Annotated in this window: 25 protein-coding genes and 1 tRNA gene; 11 read left to right on the forward strand and 15 right to left on the reverse strand. The window is 68.7% G+C overall.

Annotated elements, in window-relative coordinates; genetic code table 11:
- Nucleotides 1-88: 88 nt before the first annotated feature.
- Nucleotides 89-532, forward strand: a complete 444-nt coding sequence (locus RISW2_RS01490) for a DUF6314 family protein (protein ID WP_043765645.1) — start codon at nucleotides 89-91, stop codon at nucleotides 530-532.
- An 89-nt stretch (nucleotides 533-621) separates the two neighbouring features.
- Nucleotides 622-1,416: a heme-dependent oxidative N-demethylase family protein gene (locus tag RISW2_RS01495; protein ID WP_084615203.1), complete on the forward strand. Its 795-nt coding sequence runs from the start codon at nucleotides 622-624 to the stop codon at nucleotides 1,414-1,416.
- Here RISW2_RS01495 and RISW2_RS01500 read toward each other — a convergent pair.
- From RISW2_RS01500 to RISW2_RS01520, 5 genes are all read right to left on the reverse strand, one after another.
- Nucleotides 1,388-2,077, reverse strand: a complete 690-nt coding sequence (locus RISW2_RS01500) for a hypothetical protein (protein ID WP_043765647.1) — start codon at nucleotides 2,075-2,077, stop codon at nucleotides 1,388-1,390. The genes RISW2_RS01495 and RISW2_RS01500 overlap by 29 nt on opposite strands.
- 95 nt (nucleotides 2,078-2,172) lie before the next feature.
- Complete coding sequence (locus RISW2_RS01505; RefSeq protein ID WP_043765649.1) at nucleotides 2,173-2,985, reverse strand: lytic murein transglycosylase; 813 nt, start codon at nucleotides 2,983-2,985, stop codon at nucleotides 2,173-2,175.
- 106 nt (nucleotides 2,986-3,091) lie between these two features.
- A complete protein-coding gene (locus RISW2_RS01510) occupies nucleotides 3,092-3,748 on the reverse strand; it encodes a hypothetical protein (RefSeq protein ID WP_043765650.1) in 657 nt (218 codons plus the stop codon).
- A 358-nt stretch (nucleotides 3,749-4,106) separates the two neighbouring features.
- Complete coding sequence (glnA, locus tag RISW2_RS01515) at nucleotides 4,107-5,513, reverse strand: type I glutamate--ammonia ligase (protein WP_043765652.1); 1,407 nt, start codon at nucleotides 5,511-5,513, stop codon at nucleotides 4,107-4,109.
- Nucleotides 5,514-5,568: 55 nt separating this feature from the next.
- Nucleotides 5,569-5,907, reverse strand: a complete 339-nt coding sequence (locus tag RISW2_RS01520; RefSeq protein ID WP_043765654.1) for a P-II family nitrogen regulator — start codon at nucleotides 5,905-5,907, stop codon at nucleotides 5,569-5,571.
- Nucleotides 5,908-6,076: 169 nt separating this feature from the next.
- On the opposite strand from RISW2_RS01520, the gene RISW2_RS25875 reads away from it, so the two are divergent.
- Together RISW2_RS25875 and RISW2_RS25880 are read left to right on the forward strand one after the other, a co-directional pair.
- Nucleotides 6,077-6,739, forward strand: a complete 663-nt coding sequence (locus RISW2_RS25875) for an NAD(P)H-hydrate epimerase (RefSeq protein WP_341871999.1) — start codon at nucleotides 6,077-6,079, stop codon at nucleotides 6,737-6,739.
- Nucleotides 6,736-7,605 carry an NAD(P)H-hydrate dehydratase gene (locus RISW2_RS25880; protein ID WP_341872000.1) on the forward strand — a complete coding sequence of 290 codons (870 nt, stop codon included), beginning with the start codon at nucleotides 6,736-6,738 and terminating at the stop codon, nucleotides 7,603-7,605. Before RISW2_RS25875 ends, RISW2_RS25880 begins: the two co-directional genes overlap by 4 nt.
- On the opposite strand, the gene RISW2_RS01535 is transcribed toward RISW2_RS25880, so the two are convergent.
- Complete coding sequence (locus RISW2_RS01535) at nucleotides 7,602-8,093, reverse strand: Hint domain-containing protein (RefSeq protein WP_043765656.1); 492 nt, start codon at nucleotides 8,091-8,093, stop codon at nucleotides 7,602-7,604. The two genes, RISW2_RS25880 and RISW2_RS01535, sit on opposite strands and share 4 nt — an antisense overlap.
- A 169-nt stretch (nucleotides 8,094-8,262) precedes the next feature.
- Here RISW2_RS01535 and RISW2_RS01540 point away from each other — a divergent pair.
- Nucleotides 8,263-8,347: transfer RNA gene (locus RISW2_RS01540), tRNA-Leu, on the forward strand.
- 25 nt (nucleotides 8,348-8,372) lie between these two features.
- Nucleotides 8,373-9,710: a trigger factor gene (gene tig / locus RISW2_RS01545; protein WP_043765657.1), complete on the forward strand. Its 1,338-nt coding sequence runs from the start codon at nucleotides 8,373-8,375 to the stop codon at nucleotides 9,708-9,710.
- A 199-nt stretch (nucleotides 9,711-9,909) separates the two neighbouring features.
- Here tig and RISW2_RS01550 read toward each other — a convergent pair whose 3' ends face one another.
- From RISW2_RS01550 to rpsF, 6 genes are all read right to left on the reverse strand, one after another.
- On the reverse strand, nucleotides 9,910-10,827 hold the full coding sequence (locus RISW2_RS01550; RefSeq protein WP_051491735.1) for an acyl-homoserine-lactone synthase: 918 nt from the start codon (nucleotides 10,825-10,827) through the stop codon (nucleotides 9,910-9,912).
- Between the two features lie 134 nt (nucleotides 10,828-10,961).
- The gene (locus RISW2_RS01555) at nucleotides 10,962-11,663 is read right to left on the reverse strand and encodes a LuxR family transcriptional regulator (protein WP_043765659.1); all 702 of its coding nucleotides are present in this window, start codon (nucleotides 11,661-11,663) and stop codon (nucleotides 10,962-10,964) included.
- A 47-nt stretch (nucleotides 11,664-11,710) separates the two neighbouring features.
- Complete coding sequence (locus RISW2_RS01560; protein WP_043765661.1) at nucleotides 11,711-12,079, reverse strand: helix-turn-helix domain-containing protein; 369 nt, start codon at nucleotides 12,077-12,079, stop codon at nucleotides 11,711-11,713.
- A gap of 187 nt (nucleotides 12,080-12,266) precedes the next feature.
- Nucleotides 12,267-12,896: a 50S ribosomal protein L9 gene (gene rplI, locus RISW2_RS01565; protein WP_051491736.1), complete on the reverse strand. Its 630-nt coding sequence runs from the start codon at nucleotides 12,894-12,896 to the stop codon at nucleotides 12,267-12,269.
- 10 nt (nucleotides 12,897-12,906) lie between these two features.
- The gene (gene rpsR, locus RISW2_RS01570; protein WP_043765662.1) at nucleotides 12,907-13,134 is read right to left on the reverse strand and encodes a 30S ribosomal protein S18; all 228 of its coding nucleotides are present in this window, start codon (nucleotides 13,132-13,134) and stop codon (nucleotides 12,907-12,909) included.
- 25 nt (nucleotides 13,135-13,159) lie between these two features.
- On the reverse strand, nucleotides 13,160-13,519 hold the full coding sequence (gene rpsF / locus RISW2_RS01575) for a 30S ribosomal protein S6 (RefSeq protein ID WP_043765665.1): 360 nt from the start codon (nucleotides 13,517-13,519) through the stop codon (nucleotides 13,160-13,162).
- Nucleotides 13,520-13,774: 255 nt separating this feature from the next.
- Here rpsF and RISW2_RS01580 point away from each other — a divergent pair, with 255 nt between their 5' ends.
- The gene (locus RISW2_RS01580; RefSeq protein ID WP_043765667.1) at nucleotides 13,775-14,038 is read left to right on the forward strand and encodes a hypothetical protein; all 264 of its coding nucleotides are present in this window, start codon (nucleotides 13,775-13,777) and stop codon (nucleotides 14,036-14,038) included.
- A gap of 76 nt (nucleotides 14,039-14,114) precedes the next feature.
- Nucleotides 14,115-14,702 carry a YceI family protein gene (locus tag RISW2_RS01585; protein ID WP_043765669.1) on the forward strand — a complete coding sequence of 196 codons (588 nt, stop codon included), beginning with the start codon at nucleotides 14,115-14,117 and terminating at the stop codon, nucleotides 14,700-14,702.
- 76 nt (nucleotides 14,703-14,778) lie between these two features.
- Here RISW2_RS01585 and RISW2_RS01590 read toward each other — a convergent pair whose 3' ends face one another.
- Nucleotides 14,779-15,981: a cytochrome b/b6 domain-containing protein gene (locus RISW2_RS01590; protein WP_043765672.1), complete on the reverse strand. Its 1,203-nt coding sequence runs from the start codon at nucleotides 15,979-15,981 to the stop codon at nucleotides 14,779-14,781.
- A gap of 173 nt (nucleotides 15,982-16,154) precedes the next feature.
- Here RISW2_RS01590 and fabD point away from each other — a divergent pair, with 173 nt between their 5' ends.
- From fabD to RISW2_RS01605, 3 genes are all read left to right on the forward strand, one after another.
- The gene (gene fabD / locus RISW2_RS01595) at nucleotides 16,155-17,090 is read left to right on the forward strand and encodes an ACP S-malonyltransferase (protein ID WP_043765674.1); all 936 of its coding nucleotides are present in this window, start codon (nucleotides 16,155-16,157) and stop codon (nucleotides 17,088-17,090) included.
- Nucleotides 17,091-17,183: 93 nt separating this feature from the next.
- Complete coding sequence (gene fabG / locus RISW2_RS01600; protein ID WP_043765676.1) at nucleotides 17,184-17,921, forward strand: 3-oxoacyl-ACP reductase FabG; 738 nt, start codon at nucleotides 17,184-17,186, stop codon at nucleotides 17,919-17,921.
- Nucleotides 17,922-18,142: 221 nt separating this feature from the next.
- Nucleotides 18,143-18,376, forward strand: coding sequence for an acyl carrier protein (locus RISW2_RS01605; RefSeq protein ID WP_043765677.1), 234 nt, complete (start codon nucleotides 18,143-18,145; stop codon nucleotides 18,374-18,376).
- Nucleotides 18,377-18,463: 87 nt separating this feature from the next.
- Here RISW2_RS01605 and RISW2_RS01610 read toward each other — a convergent pair whose 3' ends face one another.
- Together RISW2_RS01610 and mazG are read right to left on the reverse strand one after the other, a co-directional pair.
- On the reverse strand, nucleotides 18,464-19,438 hold the full coding sequence (locus tag RISW2_RS01610) for a YihY/virulence factor BrkB family protein (protein WP_051491737.1): 975 nt from the start codon (nucleotides 19,436-19,438) through the stop codon (nucleotides 18,464-18,466).
- Nucleotides 19,439-19,599: 161 nt separating this feature from the next.
- Nucleotides 19,600-20,409 carry a nucleoside triphosphate pyrophosphohydrolase gene (mazG, locus tag RISW2_RS01615; RefSeq protein WP_043765680.1) on the reverse strand — a complete coding sequence of 270 codons (810 nt, stop codon included), beginning with the start codon at nucleotides 20,407-20,409 and terminating at the stop codon, nucleotides 19,600-19,602.
- Nucleotides 20,410-20,465: the final 56 nt, after the last annotated feature.

A 20,465-nucleotide genomic window follows, 5' to 3' on the forward strand; every position in this document is an offset into this window, starting at 1 on the left:
GTGACCTGAGGGTCTCCTAGACTGGGGTCGCGCAGGGAACAAGGGAGGTGCCCGCCCTTTGCACCGCAGATCATCGCGCGATCGCCCTGTGGCGAACCCGGGGCCGCAGGGGCTCGCCTGTTTCGCGGGCGCCTGGCGGCTCAGCCGGCACATCACCGACAACCACGTGGGCCAGACCGGCCACGCCGAGGGCCGGATGATCCTGTCGCCCGACGGCGCGAGCCTCGTCTACGACGAGCGCACGACGCTGCGCCTGCCGGGCGCGCCGCCCCTGCAGGGCACGCGGAGCTACCGCTGGCACGCGGCGGCGGGCGGGGTCGCGGTGCGTTTCGTCGACGGGCGGGCCTTTCACGCCATCGCGCTCGACACGGCCCGGCCCGAGGACGTGCACCTCTGCGGGGCGGACCGGTATGCCGTGCGCTACGATTTCGCCGACTGGCCGGTCTGGTGCGTCACGTGGGTGGTGACGGGGCCGCGCAAGGACTACCGGATGGAGACGCTCTTCGCCCGCGACGGCAGCGTCGACCCCTGACCGGCCGGGGGGGGGGTGGCTTGCAACTCGGCGCGCGCGGCGCTCTGATCGGGCCCGGGGCCTGGTCGGTCCCGAGACGAGGAGACGCCATGATCCTGCAGCAGTCGATGCCCTATGACGCGACCGAGGAGCGGCGACTTCCGGGCATCCAGCCCCTTGGCGATGCGCCGTGGCTCATCGCGGACGATGCGCACGCGGCGCAGATGGCCTATCGCGACAGCCTCCTGGCCGAGCGGCGCGACGCCGTGATCGCGGTCCGCCCCGAAGCCGCGGATGCGCTCGACGAGCTTCTCGACACCGTGCTCGATGCGCTGCCCGCGGGCCATGCGCGGCGGCAGGAAGAGGTGGTCCGGCCGGACGGCGTCGCCGTGCCGCTTGACCGTTCCGATCCCATCGGCACGCTCTGCCGGCTCGTACAGGAGGATCTGTGCCTCATGCAGAAGGCGGACGGGCCGGAGCACGTGCTGACCGCCGCGGCGCTCTGCTTTCCCGCGCGCTGGAGCCTCGCGGAAAAGATCGGTCGCCCCATGACCACGATCCACGCCCCCGTCGAGCGCTACGACGCGGACGTGGCGCGGCGGGTTCAGCGCCTGTTCGACGGGTTGCAGGTGGCCATGCCGATCTGGCGCTACAACGAGCTCTGGACCTCGGATCCGCGGCTGTTCCAGCCCGAGCGGCCGAAGAGCTGGCCGAAATGGACCCGCGAGGCGCCGCTCTACCTGCGGTCCGAACGGCAGGTGCTGCGGCGGCTGCCGCGGACGCGGGCCATCGTGTTCTCGATCCACACCTACATGCTGGATCGCGCGAACGTGCAGGGCACGCGGCCGCCGCTGCCGGCGGAGGAGCCGCGGACCCTCAGCGCCAGCGCAGGGCCGACAGCCTGAGATCGGCGCCGCGCAGCGCCTGCATCGCGGAGGCGAGGAAGCCTGCGGGCGCATGCTGGCGCGCGGGCGCGGCCTCGCCGCGGGCCAGGTCGGGGAACGGGCTGGCCTGCGGGCGCGTGGCCTCGGCGGGCGCGGCCGCCGCCGGGCGGGTCTCGAACAGCGTGCGCTGCTCTTCCATCATCCGCGCGAGGTTGCGTTCGATCGAGGCGAGGCTCTCGTCGGTGGCGGGCAGGGCCGCTGCGTCCGTCCGGGCGCGGCGGGGCGAGATGTAGCTCTGCGAGGCGCGGAACTCCTCGGGAGCGAGCTTCACCCCGGGCGACAGCCATTCCACGTGGTCGGCCTCGGCGAGGGGCAGCGCCCGCATCACGATCTCGGCCAGCACCGACACCGCGCGGGTCTTGGGCGGAAGCGGATGGCCGGGCCGCCCCGCCAGGTGGAACGCCACGCGCGGGGTTCCTGCCGCGTCGGCCGCGAGGTCCAGCTTCACGATCAGCGTGTCACCCACGACCGCGCAGTGCCGGGCCGAGGCGCGCGGCGCCGCCCCGCTTTCCGCGTCGAGCCGCTTCAGCACCTCGGCCACGGCCCGCAGGAAGGTGCGGGGTCGCAGGGCGTCGGCGGTGGTCAGCGCGATGGCGGCGTGGGGGCGGAACGTGTGCGGCATGGACGGTCTCGGCGGTCGCTTTCGATACCGCCGAGGATGTCGCCCGAATCGGGAGAATTTTGGGCGCCCCGGGACCGCTTCCGGGGCGCCGGGCCTCAGCCGCCGATGCGTTCGGCGGCGTAGGCGATGGCGCGCTGGTAGTTGCCGCTGTCGTTCCACGCCGACAGGACGCCGAAATTCGCGGTCCCCTGGCCAAAGGGCTGGCCCGGCTGCCAGCCGTTGCGGCGGAGCATGTTCGCGGCAGAGGCGAGCGCATCGACCGCGTTGTAGGGATCGGCCCGGCCATCGCCGTTCGCGTCGACGCCGAAGCGCGACCAGTTGCTGGCGAGGAACTGCATGTGGCCGAGCTCGCCCGACGGGCCGCCGCGGGTCGACGCGGTGATGACGCCGCGGTCCACGAGCTGCAGCGCCGCGATCGCGTCGCCCTCGAAACGGGGATGCCGGCGGCAATAGGAGGCGAGCGTCACCGCGCCGCCGACGATCGGCGTCTCGCCGAGATAGCCGCCGAACCCGGTCTCGAGCCCCCAGATGGTGACGAGGATGCTGCCCGGTACGCCGTAGGCGCGTTCCAGCGAGGCGAAGAGGTCGGCGTTCTGGGCCATGCGGTTCGAGGCCTGGCTGATGAAGCCCTGCGCCGATCCGCCCGAGCGCTTGCCGAGGAAGGTGGCGGGGTCGCTGTAGGACACGCCCGTCTGGCTGGACGGGCTCGACTCGAACCGCCAGGTGATGCCCGAGAGCTGCGCGGATTCGAGCGCCTGCAAGCCGCGCTGGCCGACGCCCGCGGAGGCGGCCTGCTGTCCCAGCGCCTGCTTGTAGCCGCCAAAGCCGCCCTGGTTCGTGATGCAGGGGGCGGCCAGTGCCGGCGCGGCAAGGAGCGACAGGCACAGGGCGGACAGGATTCGGCGCATGGGGGTCTCCCGGGGGTTGTTGCGGAACGCTCCGGGGCACCCTAGCGCGGATTCGCCGGGCCGTTAAGTCCCCAGCGCCGCAACGTCTTTCGGGCCGCGCGGGCCGCTAGAACAGGGCCAGCACCTGCGCCATGGTGTCGGAGGCGTCGAGCGCGAGGAACAGCCCGGCCAGTGCCAGTGCCAGCGACGCGCGCCGCAGCGCGACACTGCCGAGCCGCGCGCGCGGCTCGGTCTCGACCAGTGCGGGACGCAGCGCGGTGCGGCGGTCGTCGAGGTTCACCACCTGCACCGCCGGGCGCGCGGGCCGCGCCGCCGGGCCCGCATCGGCGCGCTGGCGCACGCGGCGCGGCACCACCCGCGGCGGCTGGTCGTCGAGGAGATCGCCGAGCGTCGCGAGGAAGGCCGCCCGCGGCAGCACCACGTCCCCGTCGAGCCAGGCGAGGGCGCCCGCCTGCGGCAGTGCCTGCAGCAGCCGGTAGGACAGCATCGCGAGCCGTGCCTGAAGCTGCGGCCCGGTGACGTCCCCGTCGCGGGCCCGCAAGGTCAGCGACAGCCGCATGCCGCCATCCCAGCGCTCGGGGGCCAGCATCGCGACAAAATCCGGTGCCTCGCAGCGCACGCCGCAGATCGCGGGTTCGGCCGGCCTGTCGGGGGCGAAGCCCTGCGCGACCAACGCGCCGGTCAGGAGCATGCCGAGCTCGCGTGCCGCGAACGCCCGGTCGGCATCGAGGATCAGCGCGGCGGTGCAGGCAACGGGGGTCATCGCATCATCTCCGTAGGTGGCTTACGGGAATCATGCTCGGGGGCGTTCGCGTCCTAATTGTGGGCGAAACACGAAACGGGTGTGGCGTCGGGGCCGGTTCGGGGCGCTCCGCGTCGATTGTCGCCACGATTTCGACGCGGTTCGGCACCTTTGCCCCGATCGATGCCGCGTGCATTGGCGCGGGCGCGATCCCGGCACAATCGCGGGGTGCCGGGGGCGGTCCCGATTGCGGCGCCGCGCGGGCAGGGGCGCCACATGCGAAACCCGCCGGCAGGAACCGGCGGGATCGCGTCTTGCGTGTGCCGTGCCGGCTGCCAAGGGCAGGCCGGCACGGAACCCTGTCCTGGTCCCAGCGGGATCAGCAGGAATAGTACATCTTGAACTCGACCGGGTGCGGCGTGTGCTCGTAAAGCTCGAGCTCTTCCATCTTGAGGTCGATGTAGCCGTCGATCTGGTCCTTGGTGAACACGTCGCCCGCGAGAAGGAAGGCGTGGTCGTTCTTGAGCGCGTCGAGCGCCTCGCGCAGCGAGCCGCAGACGGTCGGGATGCCCTCGAGCTCTTCCGGCGGAAGGTCGTAGAGGTTCTTGTCCATAGCCTCGCCCGGATCGATCTTGTTCTTGATCCCGTCGAGGCCGGCCATCAGCAGCGCCGCGAAGCAGAGATAGGGGTTCGCCGACGGGTCGGGGAAACGGGCCTCGACGCGCTTGGCCTTCGGGTTTTCGGTCCAGGGGATCCGGATGCAGCCCGACCGGTTGCGGGCCGAGTAGGCGCGCAGCACGGGGGCCTCGAAGCCCGGGATCAGGCGCTTGTACGAGTTGGTCGACGGGTTGGTGAACGCGTTCAGCGTCTTGGCGTGCTTCAGGATGCCGCCGATGTACCACAGCGCTTCCTGGCTCAGGTCGGCGTACTTGTCGCCGGCGAAGAGCGGCTTGCCGTCCTTCCAGATCGACATGTTGCAGTGCATGCCGGTGCCGTTGTCGCCGTAGATCGGCTTCGGCATGAAGGTCGCCGACTTGCCGTAGGCCTCGGCCACGTTGTGGATGACGTACTTGTACTTCTGCAGCTCGTCGGCCTGCTTGGTCAGCGTGCCGAAGATCAGCCCGAGCTCGTGCTGGCACGACGCCACCTCGTGGTGGTGCTTGTCGACCTTCATGCCGATCCGCTTCATCGTCGACAGCATCTCGGACCGGATGTCCTGGCCGTGGTCGACCGGGTTGACCGGGAAATAGCCGCCCTTCACGCCCGGACGGTGCCCGGTATTGCCCATCTCGTACTCGGTGTCGGAGTTCCACGACGCATCCAGCGCGTCGACCTCGTAGGACACCTTGTTGATGGTGTTCGAATACCGGACGTTGTCGAAGATGAAGAACTCGGCCTCGGGGCCCCAGTAGGAGACGTCACCGATGCCCGACGACTTGAGATAGGCCTCGGCCAGCAGCGCGGTGCCGCGCGGGTCGCGGTTGTACGGCTCGCCCGTGTCGGGCTCGACCACGGTGCAGTGCAGGCAGAGCGTCTTCTCGGCGTAGAACGGGTCGATGTACGCGGACTCCGGGTCGGGCATCAGCTTCATGTCGGACGCCTCGATCGACTTCCAGCCGGCGATGGAGGAGCCGTCGAACATGAACCCTTCCTCGAGGAAATCCTCGTCCACCTGGTCCGCCATCACCGTCACGTGCTGCAGCTTGCCGCGCGGGTCGGTGAAGCGGATGTCGACGTAGGCGACGTCTTCGTCCTTCATCAACTTGAGAACGTCACTGTTGCTCATCCTGTCGTCCTTCTCTGTCTCATGAGCTTTTGGTCGGGCGAAGCGGGGGCCGCGGTCAGAGCGCGTCCGATCCCGTCTCGCCGGTGCGGATGCGGATCGCCTGCTCGACGGGCGACACGAAAATCTTTCCGTCGCCGATCTTGTCGGTCTTGGCTGCCGCGATGATCGCCTCGATGGCGCCGTCGACGATGTCGTCGTCCACGACCACCTCGATCTTCACCTTGGGCAGGAAATCCACGACGTATTCGGCGCCGCGGTAGAGTTCGGTATGGCCCTTCTGGCGGCCGAAACCCTTCACCTCGACGACGGACAGGCCCTGGATGCCTGCCTCCTGAAGGGCTTCCTTCACCTCGTCGAGCTTGAACGGCTTGATGATCGCCTCGATCTTTTTCATGACCCTCGCCTCCAGTCCTGCTTAGGCTGCGGTCAGACCATGTCTGTCGCAGCGCCACAATCCGACAGAAGCGGCTGGCGGGGACGGGCGCCAGCCCATTCGTGGGAGAAGATCAAATTTTGTGCGAACTGCCATTAAAATGGGCAGAAGTGAATCGAAAGGCAGCGCGATGGCGGAAGTGCTGACAGCGGAGGCGATGCGCGCGGCCGAGCGCGCGGCGATCGGGAGCGGCCGCGTGACGGGACGGGCGCTCATGGAACGGGCGGGGCAGGGCACGGCGGAGGCCATCGTGCAAGCCTGTCCGGGCGGCGGGACCCGGTCCGCGATCGTGCTCTGCGGGCCCGGCAACAACGGCGGCGACGGGTTCGTCGTGGCCCGGCACCTCCTTGCGAAGGGCTGGCGCGTCGACGTCTTCCTGTGGGGCGATCCGGCGCGGCTGCCGCCCGACGCCCGGCACAACCACGACCTCTGGCGGGCCCTCGGCGACGTGCGGCCGCTGGAGGAAACCGGCCTCCGGGCTGCCCTCGCCGCCGCCGCGGGCCGGCCGGTGGTCGTCGACGCGCTTTTCGGGATCGGGCAGCGCGCGCCGCTCGACGACGTGCTGGCGCCGGTGCACCGAGCGCTCGACGCGGGGCCCGCGCCCTTCGTCGTCGCGGTCGACGTGCCGACGGGCCGTGACACCGACAGCGGCGCGCCGCTCGCCGGGCGGCCCATGCGGGCGGACCTGATCGTGACGTTCCACGCGCCGAAGCCGCTGCACGACCTGCCGCCGCTTGCCGAGGTGCCGCGGATGGTCGTCGACATCGGGCTCGACCCGGAGGAGGAGGCATGACGGATGCCGCGCGGATCACGCATCTCGACGACACGCGCCGCGCCGCGCTCGCAAAGTCGGTCGCGGCGCACAAGTACGGACACGGTCATGCCCTTGTCCTGTCCGGACCCGCGGGCCGGACGGGCGCCGCGCGGCTTGCCGCGCGGGCCGCGCTCAGGATCGGCGCGGGCCTCGTGACCGTGGGCGCGCCGCGGTCGGCCGAGGCGGAATGCGCGGCGCAGCTGACGGCGATCATGCTGCGGCGGATCGAGGAGGCGCCGGACCTCGCGGACGCCCTCGGCGACGCGCGGCTCAACGCGCTCTGCCTCGGGCCGGGGCTCGGGGCGGGCCGTGCGCGCGCGCTCGTGCCCGTGGCGCTCGGGGCGGAGCATCGGCCGGCCGTCGTGCTCGACGCCGATGCGCTGACCGCCTTCTCGGAAGCGCCCGATGCGCTTTTCGCGATGCTGCACGGGCGGGTCGTGCTGACGCCCCATGGCGGCGAGTTCGCGCGCCTCTTTCCGGACATCGCGGGGCGGATGACGGAGGGCACGGACACCAGGGTGGAGGCAACGCGCGCGGCGGCGCAGCGGTCCGGTGCCGTCGTGCTGCTGAAGGGGGCGGAGACCGTCATCGCCGCGCCGGACGGGCAGGTGGCGATCCATGCGGCGACCGGCGCGCGCGCCGCGCCGTGGCTTGCGACGGCAGGGGCGGGAGACGTGCTCGCGGGGATGATCTCGGGTCTCGTCGCGCGCGGCCTCGCGCCCGCCGAGGCCGCGGGGACCGCGGCGTGGCTGCACGTGGAATGCGCCCGCAGCTTCGGCCCCGGCCTGATCGCCGAGGACCTGGCTGAGGAACTGCCGAAGGTCTTGCGGTCGCTGGGAGTCTAGGCGGGAACGAGGTCCGCCACGTGCGCGGCGACCTCGAGCCCGTCAGCGTAGACGATGTGGGGGGCGTCGAAGACGAGTTCGACCACCGTCACCTCGCGCCGCCCGAGCGCCGCCACGAATTCCCCGTCGCAGAGGCGCCGCGCCGGCACCAGCGCCTGCGCCTGGCCGAAGAGCGCCTGCGCGCGCCAGTCGCGCACCAGGATTTCCTGCGCGGCGGGCAGGATCACGTCGCGGTCGGGCCGCGCATTGCCGAGCGAGCCCGCGCGGATGCGCACCACGTCCAGCACCAGCCGGCGCGTCCGCACGGCCCTGAGCATCGCCACGCCGCTGTCGCGGGTGATGACGCGGTCACCGGGCGCCAGCACTTCCACCGGAAGGGTGCCGTCGAGGGTGTATATATCGGTGCCCGCCACAAGGGCGTTCCGCACGACAAATTCGGTGCGCACGGGGTCAAGCCCCGTTCCGCGCCGGACCGTTATCGGTTCCATGGGCGCTATCCTGCTTTCACTGCCTCAGTTTTTTCCCAGAATACGGCAAGAAAGCGTTGCTGTCGTGCCTTTTCTGGGCTGATTTTTTCCTCTCGCATCCGCGTGGTCGCTTTGCTAGAGAGCGCCGGAACCGGCGCCTGCCTGACGCGAGCGGGCCCGTTGCGCGTTTGCGGGTGTGGCGGAATTGGTAGACGCACCAGATTTAGGTTCTGGCGCCGCGAGGCGTGGGGGTTCGAGTCCCTTCACCCGCACCAGATGATAAAGAGGACGAACACGACGATGCAGGTCACCGAGACCCTGAACGAAGGCCTCAAGCGCGGCTACGCGATCACGCTGACCGCCGACGAACTCGACGCCAAGGTGAAGGAAAAGCTGGCTGACGCCCAGCCCGACATCGAGATGAAGGGCTTCCGCAAGGGCAAGGTGCCGATGGCGCTTCTCAAGAAGCGGTTCGGCCAGCAGCTTCTGGGCGAGTCGATGCAGGAAGCCATCGACGGCGCGATGAACAAGCATTTCGAGGAAACCGGCGACCGTCCGGCGCTCCAGCCCCAGGTCAAGATGACCAACGAGGACTGGAAGGAAGGCGAGGACGTCAAGGTCGAGATGCAGTACGAGAAGCTGCCCGACGTGCCCGAGGTGGATTTCACCGATCTCGAGATCGAGCGCCTCGTGGTGCCGGCGGACGATGCCGCGGTCGATGACGCGCTGAAGAGCCTTGCCGAGAATGCCCAGAGCTTCGAGGCGCGCGCCAAGACCGCCAAGGCCAAGGACGGCGACCAGGTCGTGATCGACTTCGTCGGCAAGCTCGACGGCGAGCCCTTCGAGGGCGGCACCGCCGAGGATTACCCGCTGGTGCTGGGCTCGGGATCGTTCATCCCCGGCTTCGAGGAGCAGCTCGAGGGCGTGAAGACCGGCGAGGAGAAGTCGGTCGAGGTCACCTTCCCCGAGGATTACGGCGCGGAGAACCTGGCCGGCAAGCCGGTGGTGTTCGACGTCACCGTCAAGGAAGTTAAGAAGCCCGTCGCCGCCGAGATCGACGACGAGCTGGCCAAGAAGTACGGCGCCGAGGATCTCGAGGCGCTCAAGGGCCAGATCCGCGAGCGGCTCGAGGCCGAGTATCGCGGCGCGGCGCGGCAGGTGCTGAAGCGCAACCTGCTCGACCGTCTGGACCAGAAGGTGTCCTTCGACCTGCCGCCGAGCCTCGTCGACGCCGAGGCCAAGCAGATCGCGCACCAGCTCTACCACGAGGAGCATCCCGAGGATCACGGCCACGACCACGGCGAGATCACGCCGTCGGAAGAGCACGTGAAGCTCGCCGAGCGCCGCGTGCGCCTGGGGCTCTTGCTGGCCGAGGTCGGCAACAAGGCCGAGGTCCAGGTGACCGATGCCGAGATGACGCAGGCGATCATGCAGCAGGCGCGTCAGTACCCGGGCCAGGAGCGCGCGTTCTTCGACTTCGTGCGCCAGAACCCGCAGATGCAGCAGCAGCTGCGCGCGCCCATCTTCGAGGACAAGGTCGTCGACCTGATCGTCGAGCAGGCCAAGGTGACCGACAAGGAAGTCAGCAAGGACGACCTCCAGAAGGCCGTCGAGGCGCTGGACGAGGAAGAGGCCTGAGGCCCTTCCGGGCGGCCATGCGCCGCCCCTGGCCCGGCGTCGACCGGGCACGGATCATGAGACCTGCCGGCCGCGACGCCGGCAGGTTTTTTCATGCGCGGGGCGCGGTGACGTCATGGCACCGGCCGGACACGAGGAAACGGGCGACGGTCAATCCGTCGCCCGTGGTTCCGTCCGTGAGTTTTGCCGTGTCCGGTCGTCAGCCGTCGAGTGCGACCTCGAGGTGCTGGCGCACGCAGTTCCAGTCCTCGGGGCTCATGGTGGTCGAGATGCTCTGCAGGAGGCTCAGCGCCGCGCGACGCTCGTCCTCGGTGCGGGCGGTGGCCAGCTGGTCGCGGCAGTAGCTGACCATCATGCTGACGCTGTGCGAGGCCGGTGCGCGGTCCTCCGCCGTCACGCGGCGGGGGCGGTCACTCCGGAGCTCGGTCACGTTCGCCGCGCGCGCGACCTGTGCCTCGGTGCTGCGGCCGGCATCGACCAGCGCGCGGGCCTCGGCCTCGCCCAGGAACACGTCGTAGTCGATGCCCGAGAACGACCGGATGCCCGAGATCCGCTCTTCCGAGCAGTCCATCAGCGCCGCCATGGCGGTCGCCACGCCGAAGTTCTTGGGCGTGCCCAGGTAGCCGTGCGGCGCGTTGTTCGAGCGCTTCATCAGCCGGTTCATCACCGGGTCGATCACCGCCACCGCGTCCTTGACGCCGGCCTGGCGGGCATATTCGAACGCGCCGATCATGACCTCGGAGGTCACGAAGGACACGGAGTTGCGGCCACGACCGTTGTCGAGGCGGTTGATGTCGACGCAGAACCGGGTCGCTTCCCAGGTCTGCGGATCACGCGGCGCAGGCTCGCCGTCGAGAATTTCGTGGAAGACGTCGTTCAGCATGTTGGGCCCGAGCGTCTGGAGGAGGCGCATGCACCCGACCGCGCGTCCAGAAGCGTCGAGGCTGACCACATAGGCGGGGTCGAGCGCGTCGAAGTGATCGACCTCGCGACCATCCTCGGTCACCTCGACATCCCAACCGAGACGATCGCGGAAAACGCGCGCCCGAAGCTCGAACACGTCCGCCAGGACGTCCTCGAAGTCACACCTGTTCAACCCATCGATTACGATAATCACGACCAAATCCCCTCTATGGTCTGCAGTTCTGAATGAATCGTTAGCTCAGATCACAGCAGAATCTATTGGGGCTTTCCCGTATCAGAGCGAGAAAGTCCGCAACGTCAGGCCCTTGGAGGACAGGTTGGCGGTGTTCAGCCGGGCTCGATCACGCCGCAGACAAGGGCCCGGCCGACCGCCTGAGCGGTGGTCAGGGCGCTGAGCTTCGTCCGCGAGGACCGCAGGTGCACCTCGACGGTGCGGTGCGAGATGCCGAGGATCGCGGCGATGTCCTGCTGGGTCTTGCCCATGGCGCACCATTGCAGGATCTCGACCTCGCGGGTGGACAGCTGGCTCGCGCCCAGCAGGCTCGCCATCTGGCGCGACTGCACGACGTGGTCGTGGATGTGCACCGCGGCGGTCTGCAGGTTGCCCATGACCTTGGACTTGAGCATGTCCCATTCGCGGTCGACGCAGTTCCGCGTCACGCTCAGCAACCCGCATTCCCCGAGAGGGCCGCGGATGGGCACGGTCAGGCCGCGCGGCGAGATGCCGAATTCGGAGGCGTCGTTGAAGACCGACGAGAAGTTCTCGTCGCGCCGAAAGCGCGACCAGTCCACCGGCGCGACGCTGCGCATGGACTGGTAGATCGTCGGGTCGATGGTGTGATAGCCGGACCGGCCGTAATGCTCTTTCCACGCCTCGGGATAGGTGTGGTAACCCTGCACGTCGTTCGTGAGGGGATGGGAGACCGCATAGGACGCAAAATCGAACTCCAGCTCGTCGCACAGACGGTGGAGGTACTTGTCAAACCGCTCGGTGTCCCCGGGCAGCTCCGCAAGATCGATCAGCTTCATCGGGCATCCCGAACAGACTTACATCCCGACAGGGATGCCCGACAGTCTCACACTGTTTCGTCTGTTCGTGCAAGGGATCGCAGGAAGGCCATCACCGCATCGCGCTGGGATGTGTCCAATTTAGCAAAGATTCGGGTCAGTTCGCGGTTCTGGGCCAGCGTGAGCGGGTTTTCCTGAGCCTTCGCGGGCTTGCCGCCCTCGAACTCCATGTCCTGGAAGAAATGGTCGACGCCGACGCCGAGAAATTCGGCGATGGCAAAAAGTTGTGCAGCCGAGATGCGATTCTGGCCGCTCTCGTACTTCTGGATCTGCTGAAACCGGACCCCCAGGTGCTCGCCCAGGTTGCGCTGCGTCAGGCCCCGCGATTGGCGGAGGACGCGAACACGATTTCCGATATGTTTGTCAACGGGATTCACAAAATGACCTCTGTTCCGATTTGTGTCAATCTCACGCGATCTGCCATGTTTTGGCAAGCTTTACGTAAGGTCACAAACTGCTGCCTACCGAAAACAGTTATTTCCCGATCGGACAAAAAAAATCAACCGTCCCGTGTGCACGGGACGGTTGCAAATTTGTGGCGGGTCGAACGGGACCCGGAGAAGATCAGTCGCGCGGGTCGTCCAGGCTCGACGGCGCGTCGGAGCGGCGCTGGCCCTCGTCCTCGTCGTCGTCCGACTGCGCGGCACCGATATCGTCGAAAAGCTCCGAGATTTCGAATTCCGCCTGCGCCTCTTCCTCGGCCGCGATGTCCTGGATGGTGCGGCCCGACGCCTGGATCTCCGCCTCTTCCGGCGAGCGGGCGACGTTCAGCGTGATCGTCACCACCACCTCAGGGTGCAGGTGAAGCTCGACCTCGTGCAGGCCCAGCTCCTTGATCGGCGTGCGGATGATGACCTGCTTGCGGTCGACCGCGTAGCCGGCCTCGCTGCACACGTCGGCGGCGTCGCGGGTCGTCACGGACCCGTAGAGGTTGCCGCCGTCGGACGCCTGGCGAATCACCACGAACTGCTGGCCCTCGAGCTTCTCGGCGACCTGTTCGGCCTCCTTGCGGGTCTCGAGGTTCTTCGCCTCGAGATTCGCCTTCTCGGACTCGAAGCGGGCGATGTTCTCCTGCGACGCCGTCAGCGCCTTGCCCTGCAGCAGCAGGTAGTTCCGCGCGTAGCCGGGCTTGACGTCGACGACGTCGCCCATCTGGCCCAGCTTGGCCACGCGCTCCAGAAGGATGACTTGCATGGGGCTCTCCTTACTTCACGGCGTAGGGCAGGAGGGCGAGGAAGCGGGCGCGCTTGATCGCGCGCGCAAGCTCGCGCTGCTTCTTCGACGACACCGCGGTGATGCGGGACGGGACGATCTTGCCGCGCTCGGACACGTAGCGCTGCAGCAGCTTGGTGTCCTTGTAGTCGATCTTGGGCGCGTTCTCGCCGGAGAACGGGCAGACCTTGCGGCGGCGGAAAAACGGTTTTGCAGCCATTGGTTATGCTCCTGTTGTCCGGGGATCAGTTGCGGCGTTCGCGACGGCGGTCGTCGCGTTCGTCGCGCTTCTGCATCTGGATCGACGGGCCTTCCTCGTGCTCTTCGACCTTGATGGTGAGCACACGCATCACGTCGTCGTGCAGGCGCATCAGGCGCTCCATCTCCTGCACCGCCTCTGCCGGGGCGTCGGTGCGCAGGAAGGCGTAGTGCCCCTTGCGGTTCTTGTTGATCTTGTACGCCATCGTCTTGACGCCCCAGTACTCGCTTTCCACGAGCTTGCCGCCGTTGTCGGCGAGGACGGTCGAGAAGTGTTCGATGAGGCCTTCGGCCTGCGCGTTGGACAAGTCCTGGCGCGCGATGAAGACATGCTCATAAAGCGGCATGCGGTCTCCGTTCCGGTCTGGCGGCTTTCAAAGAACAGGCTCTCGGTCCTTTCGCGCCTGTCCACGAGGGAGCGCGCGGTTCACAACGTCTTGCGAAAGGAGGCGCCCGTATACACGGATCGTGCCGCGACGCAAGGGTGCCAAACCGGGCGGAATATGTGCGCGGTTGCCGCTTTTGCGCCCAATTCCCGTCTCAGTTGTCACAGAATGTGGAGTTAACCAAGATTAACACGCATCACGTGGCGGAGTTGAGCGATGAACTGGAGCGAACCCGATACCTTGCGCGAGCCGCAGGAGCCCGCGTTCGCGATCGTGCGGCGGATCGTCCTCTACGTAGCGGGCGCGATCATGCTCGGCATCGCGAGCGGGCTGTGGCTGCTGCCGGGCGCGGGCACGGCGCCGGCGATCCTCACCATGAAGCTCGGACTGACGGCCTTCCTGCTGCCGGCGGGACTGTGCTGTCTCGCGCTTGCACACAAATCGGGCGTGGGGGTGTTCATCCCTCAACAGCCCCTGTGAGGCATCGCTGATTGAAGCGCGGCTCAGGGCTGGCATCTGTGTGACCATCTGAACGTCACATGGAGTGAACCCGATTATGAAACGCCTCGTCCTCGCCTCGACCTTCCTCGGCCTCCCGTTCGCGGCAGCCGCCGAGCCCGAGGCCTACGTCCTCGATTCGAGCCACAGCCAGATCGTGTTCCACTACGATCACCTGGGCTTCTCCACCGGCTACGGCATGTTCTCGGGCTTCGAGGGCGACATCATGTTTGACCAGGAAGATCCCGCCAACTCGTCGGTCGAGGTGTCCTTCCCGGTGCGCTCCATGCTGACCGGCTGGGAAGCGCGCTTCGAGCACTTCATGTCCGACGACTTCTTCGGTGCGTCGGACGACGAGATGGTGACCTTCACCTCGACCGGGATCGAGGTCACCGGCGAGAACACCGCGCTCATTACCGGCGACCTGACCCTGAACGGCGTGACCAAGGAGGTCGTGCTCGATGCGGTCCTGAACCAGGCCGGCACCCACCCGATGGAGAACAAGCCGTGGGCGGGCTTCTCGGCCACCACGACGCTCGTGCGCTCGGACTTCGAGCTCGGCATGTTCGCGCCCTACGTCAGCGACGAGATCGAGGTCGAGCTGTCCGTCGAGGCGATGAAGGCCGACGCCGAGACCGACAGCTGATCTGCGGACACCGCGACGGAACGCGAAACCCCGCCGGACGCACCGGCGGGGTTTTTTCATGCACCGTGACGTTGCGTCACTCGGTGCGGGTCGCGGTCAGTTCCACGCGCACGCGCACCTCGAATCCCACCTGGCTCTCGTCTTCCATGTTGCGGCCGATGCCGTAGTTCCGCCGGTCGAGCGTCGTCGTGCCCTCGACCCGCGCGGTCCCGTCCTCGAGCGTCAGCTGGAAGGGCAGGGTGACCGGCACCTCCTCGCCCTTGAGGGTGAGGGTGCCCTGCACCTCGTAGCCGTCGGCGACGCGCACGATGTCGCCCGCATAGGTGGCGGTGGGAAATTCCGACGCGGCGAGGAAATCCGCGCCCTTGGCCTGCTCGCTCACCGAGCCGAGCGTCAGCGAGGGCACGGCGATCTGCACCTCGACCTCGCCGGCGGTACCGGGTGCGCCGCGCTCCTCGAAGGCGATGCTCGCCGTCCAGTCGGCAAAGCGGCCCTCGATCTCGGACCCCATCTGCACGACCGAGATGGCGAGCGTCCCCTCGGTCACCTGCCAGTCGGAGTCCGCGGCGGCGAGGGTCGGGGGTTCGGCGGCGCCGGCTTCCTGTCGGAAGAGCCCCGCGCCCGCACCCGCGCCGAGCGCCACGGCCCAGAAGGCCACGGCAAGCACGACCGGCGTCGCGGTGCGATGGCCGTGTCCCGTCGCCGTCCCGGCGCGCGTCGCGCCCGGCAGCATCCGGCGCAGCGTCGCGTCGCCGTCGACAAGGTGGTGCTTGAGCGCGCCGGCGACGTGCAGTCCGAGCGCCGCGATCAGCACCCAGATGAAGATGAAGTGCAGCGTCCACGCGGTTTCGGCCAGCGCGGGCGATTTCGGCACGAAGGGCAGCGACTGCCCGACCGGGCCCCAGATCGGTGCGAAGCCCTCGCTTGCCGCGTGGCCGACCCAGCCGGTGAGCGGCACCAGCACCAGGCTGCCGTAGAGCAGCCAGTGAACCGTGTCGGCCGCGAGCGTCTCGGCCCGCCGCTCGGGATGGAGCGGCACCGGCTTCGGCTGCGTCAGCGCCCAGAGGATGCGCAGGAGCGCCAGCGCGAAAAGCGTGGTGCCGAGCGTCTTGTGGATGGAAAAGAGCGTGGTCTTGACCGCGACGGCGCCGCTTGTGTCGCTCGGCCAGAGATCCGCGACGAAGCCGAGCGGCAGCATCGCGAGGATGCCGAGTGCGATCAGCCAGTGAAAGGTCTTGGCGACCGCGCCGTAGCGGTCGGCCGCGTTGGTTGCGGGCATGGACGACTCCCTGAATGCCGTTCTGTTTGCCGCAGAGCTATCGCGCGCGCGCCCGCCTGCAAATCACCAGCGCGCGCACAGCACGTCTGCGCGGCGGCGCCCGTCGCGTTGCGCCGCCCCGGCGGGGCGGCTAAGGAGCGGGGCAGTGCGCAGAGCGGCAAGAGGAGAGGCGGATGAGCCGAGCCTTCGTATTCCCCGGTCAGGGGGCACAGACGGTCGGAATGGGCAGGGATCTCGCCGAGGCCTACCCGGCCGCCCGCGCGGTCTTCGAGGAAGTGGACGACGCGCTCGGCGAACGCCTGAGCACGCTCATCTGGGAAGGTCCGCAGGACGCCTTGACCCGGACCGCCAACGCGCAGCCCGCGCTGATGGCGACCTCGATCGCCGCGCTGCGCGCGCTCGAGGCGGAAGGCGTGCCGACAGGCGGCGCGGCCTTCGTGGCGGGCCATTCGCTTGGCGAGTATTCCGCGCTGGCGGCCGCCGGGGCGTTCGGGCTTGCGGATTGCGCGCGGCTTCTGCGGATCCGCGGACGCGCCATGCAGGATGCGGTGCCCGAGGGTGTGGGCGCCATGGCCGCGATCCTCGGCCTCGACCTCGAGGCCGTGCGCGGCGTGGCGGAGGAGGCCGCGGGCGACGATGTCTGCGCCGCCGCGAACGACAACGACCCCGCGCAGGTGGTGGTGTCCGGCCACAAGGAGGCCGTCGAGCGCGCGGTCGAGATCGCGAAGGGCCGTGGCGCGAAACGGGCGGTCCTGCTGCCGGTCAGCGCCCCTTTCCACTGTGCGCTGATGTCGCCTGCGGCCGAGGTCATGCGCGGCGCGCTCGCCGACGTGACCATCGCCGCGCCGGCGGTGCCGCTCGTGTCGAACGTGCGCGCCGAGGCGGTCAGCGACCCGGACGCGATCCGCGAGCTGCTTGTGGCGCAGGTGACGGGCATGGTCCGCTGGCGCGAGAGCGTGGCATGGATGGCCGCCCAGGGCGTCAGCGAGACGTGGGAAATCGGCGCGGGCAAGGCGCTGTCGGGCATGGTCCGGCGGATCGACCGCGACCTCGCCACCCGCACGGTCGGATCGCCCGACGACGTGCGCGCCGCCGCCTCGGACGCCTGAGGCACGGGCACGGTGGACGGGCCCGCAACCCGGGCCCGCAGGAACAGCGGCGGACGTGCGGGGCACGCCGCAGCGACAGGAAAGGAACGCGACATGTTCGATCTGACGGGGAAATGCGCGCTGGTCACCGGCGCTTCTGGCGGCATCGGCGGGGCCATTGCCCGCAGCCTGCACGGCGCGGGCGCCACGGTGGCGTTGTCGGGCACCCGCGAGGCGCCGCTGCGCGAGCTCGCGGAGGCGCTCGGCGACCGGGCGCACGTGCTGCCCTGCAACCTCTCGGATGCCGAGGCGGTCACCGCGCTGCCGAAACAGGCGGCCGAGGCGATGGGTGCCGTCGACATCCTCGTGAACAATGCCGGCATCACCCGCGACAACCTCTTCATGCGCATGACCGAGGAGGAATGGGCGCAGGTGCTCGAGGTGAACCTCACCGCGACCTTCCGGCTCTGCAAGGGCGTGCTGCGCGGCATGATGAAGGCGCGCTGGGGCCGCATCGTGAACATCTCGTCGGTGGTGGGTGCGACCGGCAACCCGGGGCAGGGGAACTACGCGGCCGCCAAGGCAGGCATGGTCGGCATGTCGAAATCGCTGGCCTACGAGGTCGCGAGCCGCGGCATCACGGTCAACGCGATCGCCCCGGGCTTCATCGAAACGGCGATGACGGACAAGCTCAACGACGACCAGAAGTCCCAGATCCTGAACCAGATTCCCGCCGGACGCATGGGCACCGCCGACGAGATCGCGGCGGCCGCACTGTATCTCTCCAGCCCCGAGGCGGGATATGTCACAGGCGCGACCTTGCACGTAAACGGCGGCATGGCCATGCTCTGAGATGCGGTTGCGGGCTTGCGGGGGAAAGCGTTTGCCATCCCCGATCCATATGCTATAGGCGCTCGCAGCTTCGATCCGGGCCCTCAGGCGCCGGGTGGCTAAGGCCCGTCCCATAGGACGGGGAGAGGCACCGCCCGCGGACGGGCAACACGAGGATGACCCCCGCGCGGGGCGAGGGCAAATCCGGGCCTGGCGCCCGAAACCAATGTGAGGAAGACAAGATGAGCGACATCGAAGATCGCGTGCGCAAGATCGTGGTCGAGCACCTCGGAGTCGAGGAAGACAAGGTGACGGAGAACGCCTCCTTCATCGACGATCTGGGCGCCGACAGCCTCGACACCGTCGAGCTGGTGATGGCCTTCGAGGAAGAGTTCGGGATCGAGATCCCCGACGATGCCGCAGAGACCATCCAGACCTTCGGCGACGCGGTCAAGTTCATCAAGGACGCCGCCTGAGCGACCTTTTCCCGCAAGGGATCATCAGAGTTTCGAAAGGGCGGCCTCAGGGCCGCCCTTTTTCCGTTCGGGGGATCGCGCGGGACGTCAGGGGTCCGGCGCGGTCGCCAGCGTCGCCCCGGTGCGCGTCTGGGTGTCCCCGGCCGGGCGGTCCTGCCCGATCGTTCCGCCCTCGTCGCGGCGCGTCTTGTTGCCCTCGATATGGGCGTTGAACTCGGCCCCGAGGAGGACGATGAACGCCGAGAGCCAGAGCCAGGTCAGAAGGATGATGACCCCGCCCAGCGTGCCGTAGGTCTCGTTGTAGCTGCCGAAGTTCTGGACATAGAGCGAGAAGCCCATGGTCCCCGCGATCCAGAGCGCGCCCGCGATCAGCGCGCCCGGGGACACCATGCGCCAGCGCGGCCGGCGGCGCGAGGGCGCGAAGCGGTAGAGGAACGAGAGCCCGAGCACCGTCATGCCCGACATGACGATCCACTTGATGAGCGACAGCAGCACCTCGAGCCCGAGCGAGATGCCGAGGAACGCCATCACCGCCGGGATCACGATCACCACGTTGAGCGCGAGGATGACGCCGACCAGCAGCACCACGGTCAGCATCACCGCCACGACGTTCAGCGTGAAGAACCCGCGCCGCTCGCGTTCGCCATAGGCGATGTTCATGCCGGACATCAGGGTCTTGACCCCGCGCATGGCGCCGTAGACCGCGAGCGCGAGCGCGAGCATGGCCGCAAGCCCCGTCGCCGTCTGGTCGCCGCCGGTCACCTCGAGCACCTGGTCCTGGATGATCGTGGCCGCGTCCTGCGGCAGGATGTCCACGAGCTGTTCCAGCTGCGCGGTGAGGTCCGAGGGATCGAGCACGTAGCCCGCGAGCGAGATCATCGCCGTGGCGGCCGGAAAGATCGACAGGAGTGTGTAGAACGCGACGCCCGCCGCCACGACCGAGATGTTGTCCTCGACCGTGTCCGTGGCCACGTCGCGCAGGACGCGGTACCAGCGCCAGCGCCGCTTTTCCGCCGCGGGGGCGGCGTCGCGGTCAGGCATGTCGGCGGTGGTTTCGCTCATCGCGGCAGGTCCGTGGTCGTTGAAGGCCCGTGGCAAGATAATGTGATCGCACCGGACTTCAAAAACGGAATCGCCTTTCCGGGGCGGGACGCGGCGAAAAGATCGACGGTCTGTCCGCGCGTTGCGCGGCGATCCTCACGTACGGCGCGGAGCGTCCGCGCTCAAGCGCGGGCCTTCTCCGCCGCCTTTGCCGCGTCCCAGAGCGCGTCCATCTCGGCGAGGTCGCTGTCCGCCGGGCTGCGGCCCTCGGCCGCCAGCGCCGCCTCGATCGCGCCGAAGCGCCGGGTGAATTTCGCGTTCGCCGCCCGCAGCGCCGCCTCGGGATCGATGTCGAGATGCCGCGCGAGGTTCGCCATGACGAAGAGCAGGTCGCCGAATTCCTCGGCGCGGTGGTCCGGATCGGTGGCGGCGCGCAGCTCCTGCGCCTCCTCCACGATCTTGTCGAGCACCTGGTCGGTCTCGGGCCAGTCGAATCCCACGCGCGCGGCGCGCTTCTGCAGCTTGACCGCGCGGGTGAGCGCCGGCAGCCCCAGCGCCACGCCGTCGAGCACGCCCTTCTGCGCGGTCTCTGCGCGCTCGGCCGCCTTGATGCGCTCCCAGTCCTGCACCTGCTGCTCGGGGGTCTTGGCGTTCGATTCGTCGCCGAAGACGTGCGGATGCCGTGCAACCATCTTGTCCGAGATCGCGTTCGCCACCTCGTCGAAGGTGAAGAGGCCCGCCTCCTCGGCCATCTGCGTGTGGTAGACCGATTGCAGCAGCAGGTCGCCCAGCTCGCCCTTGAGCTCGTCCCACGCCTCGCGCGCGATGGCGTCGGCGACCTCGTGCGCCTCCTCGATCGTGTAGGGCGCGATCGAGGCGAAATCCTGCGCGACGTCCCACGGGCAGCCGGTCTCGGGATCGCGCAGGCGGCGCATGATCTCGCGCAGGCGCGGCAGCCCGCCGTTCGGGTCGTGGATCAGCTCGTCGGTCATTGCGCCCGCTCCGCTTTTCGGGATTCACTCGCCCCGAAGTGCGCCAAAGGTCCCGA

Source organism: Roseivivax isoporae LMG 25204 (assembly GCF_000521865.1).
GTDB classification, from domain to species: domain Bacteria; phylum Pseudomonadota; class Alphaproteobacteria; order Rhodobacterales; family Rhodobacteraceae; genus Roseivivax; species Roseivivax isoporae.

Coding starts and splice junctions, on each gene's coding strand:
- RISW2_RS01610 (WP_051491737.1), bottom strand. CDS start 19,438: ATGAGCGAAACCACCGCCGACATGCCTGACCGCGACGCCGCCCCCGCG.
- RISW2_RS25875 (WP_341871999.1), top strand. CDS start 6,077: ATGGCGGAAGTGCTGACAGCGGAGGCGATGCGCGCGGCCGAGCGCGCG.
- RISW2_RS01590 (WP_043765672.1), bottom strand. CDS start 15,981: ATGCCCGCAACCAACGCGGCCGACCGCTACGGCGCGGTCGCCAAGACC.
- RISW2_RS01495 (WP_084615203.1), top strand. CDS start 622: ATGATCCTGCAGCAGTCGATGCCCTATGACGCGACCGAGGAGCGGCGA.
- RISW2_RS01555 (WP_043765659.1), bottom strand. CDS start 11,663: ATGAAGCTGATCGATCTTGCGGAGCTGCCCGGGGACACCGAGCGGTTT.
- RISW2_RS01585 (WP_043765669.1), top strand. CDS start 14,115: ATGAAACGCCTCGTCCTCGCCTCGACCTTCCTCGGCCTCCCGTTCGCG.
- fabG (WP_043765676.1), top strand. CDS start 17,184: ATGTTCGATCTGACGGGGAAATGCGCGCTGGTCACCGGCGCTTCTGGC.
- rplI (WP_051491736.1), bottom strand. CDS start 12,896: ATGCAAGTCATCCTTCTGGAGCGCGTGGCCAAGCTGGGCCAGATGGGC.
- RISW2_RS01520 (WP_043765654.1), bottom strand. CDS start 5,907: ATGAAAAAGATCGAGGCGATCATCAAGCCGTTCAAGCTCGACGAGGTG.
- fabD (WP_043765674.1), top strand. CDS start 16,155: ATGAGCCGAGCCTTCGTATTCCCCGGTCAGGGGGCACAGACGGTCGGA.
- RISW2_RS01500 (WP_043765647.1), bottom strand. CDS start 2,077: ATGCCGCACACGTTCCGCCCCCACGCCGCCATCGCGCTGACCACCGCC.
- RISW2_RS01605 (WP_043765677.1), top strand. CDS start 18,143: ATGAGCGACATCGAAGATCGCGTGCGCAAGATCGTGGTCGAGCACCTC.
- RISW2_RS01535 (WP_043765656.1), bottom strand. CDS start 8,093: ATGGAACCGATAACGGTCCGGCGCGGAACGGGGCTTGACCCCGTGCGC.
- RISW2_RS01510 (WP_043765650.1), bottom strand. CDS start 3,748: ATGACCCCCGTTGCCTGCACCGCCGCGCTGATCCTCGATGCCGACCGG.
- RISW2_RS01505 (WP_043765649.1), bottom strand. CDS start 2,985: ATGCGCCGAATCCTGTCCGCCCTGTGCCTGTCGCTCCTTGCCGCGCCG.
- mazG (WP_043765680.1), bottom strand. CDS start 20,409: ATGACCGACGAGCTGATCCACGACCCGAACGGCGGGCTGCCGCGCCTG.
- RISW2_RS25880 (WP_341872000.1), top strand. CDS start 6,736: ATGACGGATGCCGCGCGGATCACGCATCTCGACGACACGCGCCGCGCC.
- RISW2_RS01580 (WP_043765667.1), top strand. CDS start 13,775: ATGAACTGGAGCGAACCCGATACCTTGCGCGAGCCGCAGGAGCCCGCG.
- glnA (WP_043765652.1), bottom strand. CDS start 5,513: ATGAGCAACAGTGACGTTCTCAAGTTGATGAAGGACGAAGACGTCGCC.
- rpsR (WP_043765662.1), bottom strand. CDS start 13,134: ATGGCTGCAAAACCGTTTTTCCGCCGCCGCAAGGTCTGCCCGTTCTCC.
- tig (WP_043765657.1), top strand. CDS start 8,373: ATGCAGGTCACCGAGACCCTGAACGAAGGCCTCAAGCGCGGCTACGCG.
- rpsF (WP_043765665.1), bottom strand. CDS start 13,519: ATGCCGCTTTATGAGCATGTCTTCATCGCGCGCCAGGACTTGTCCAAC.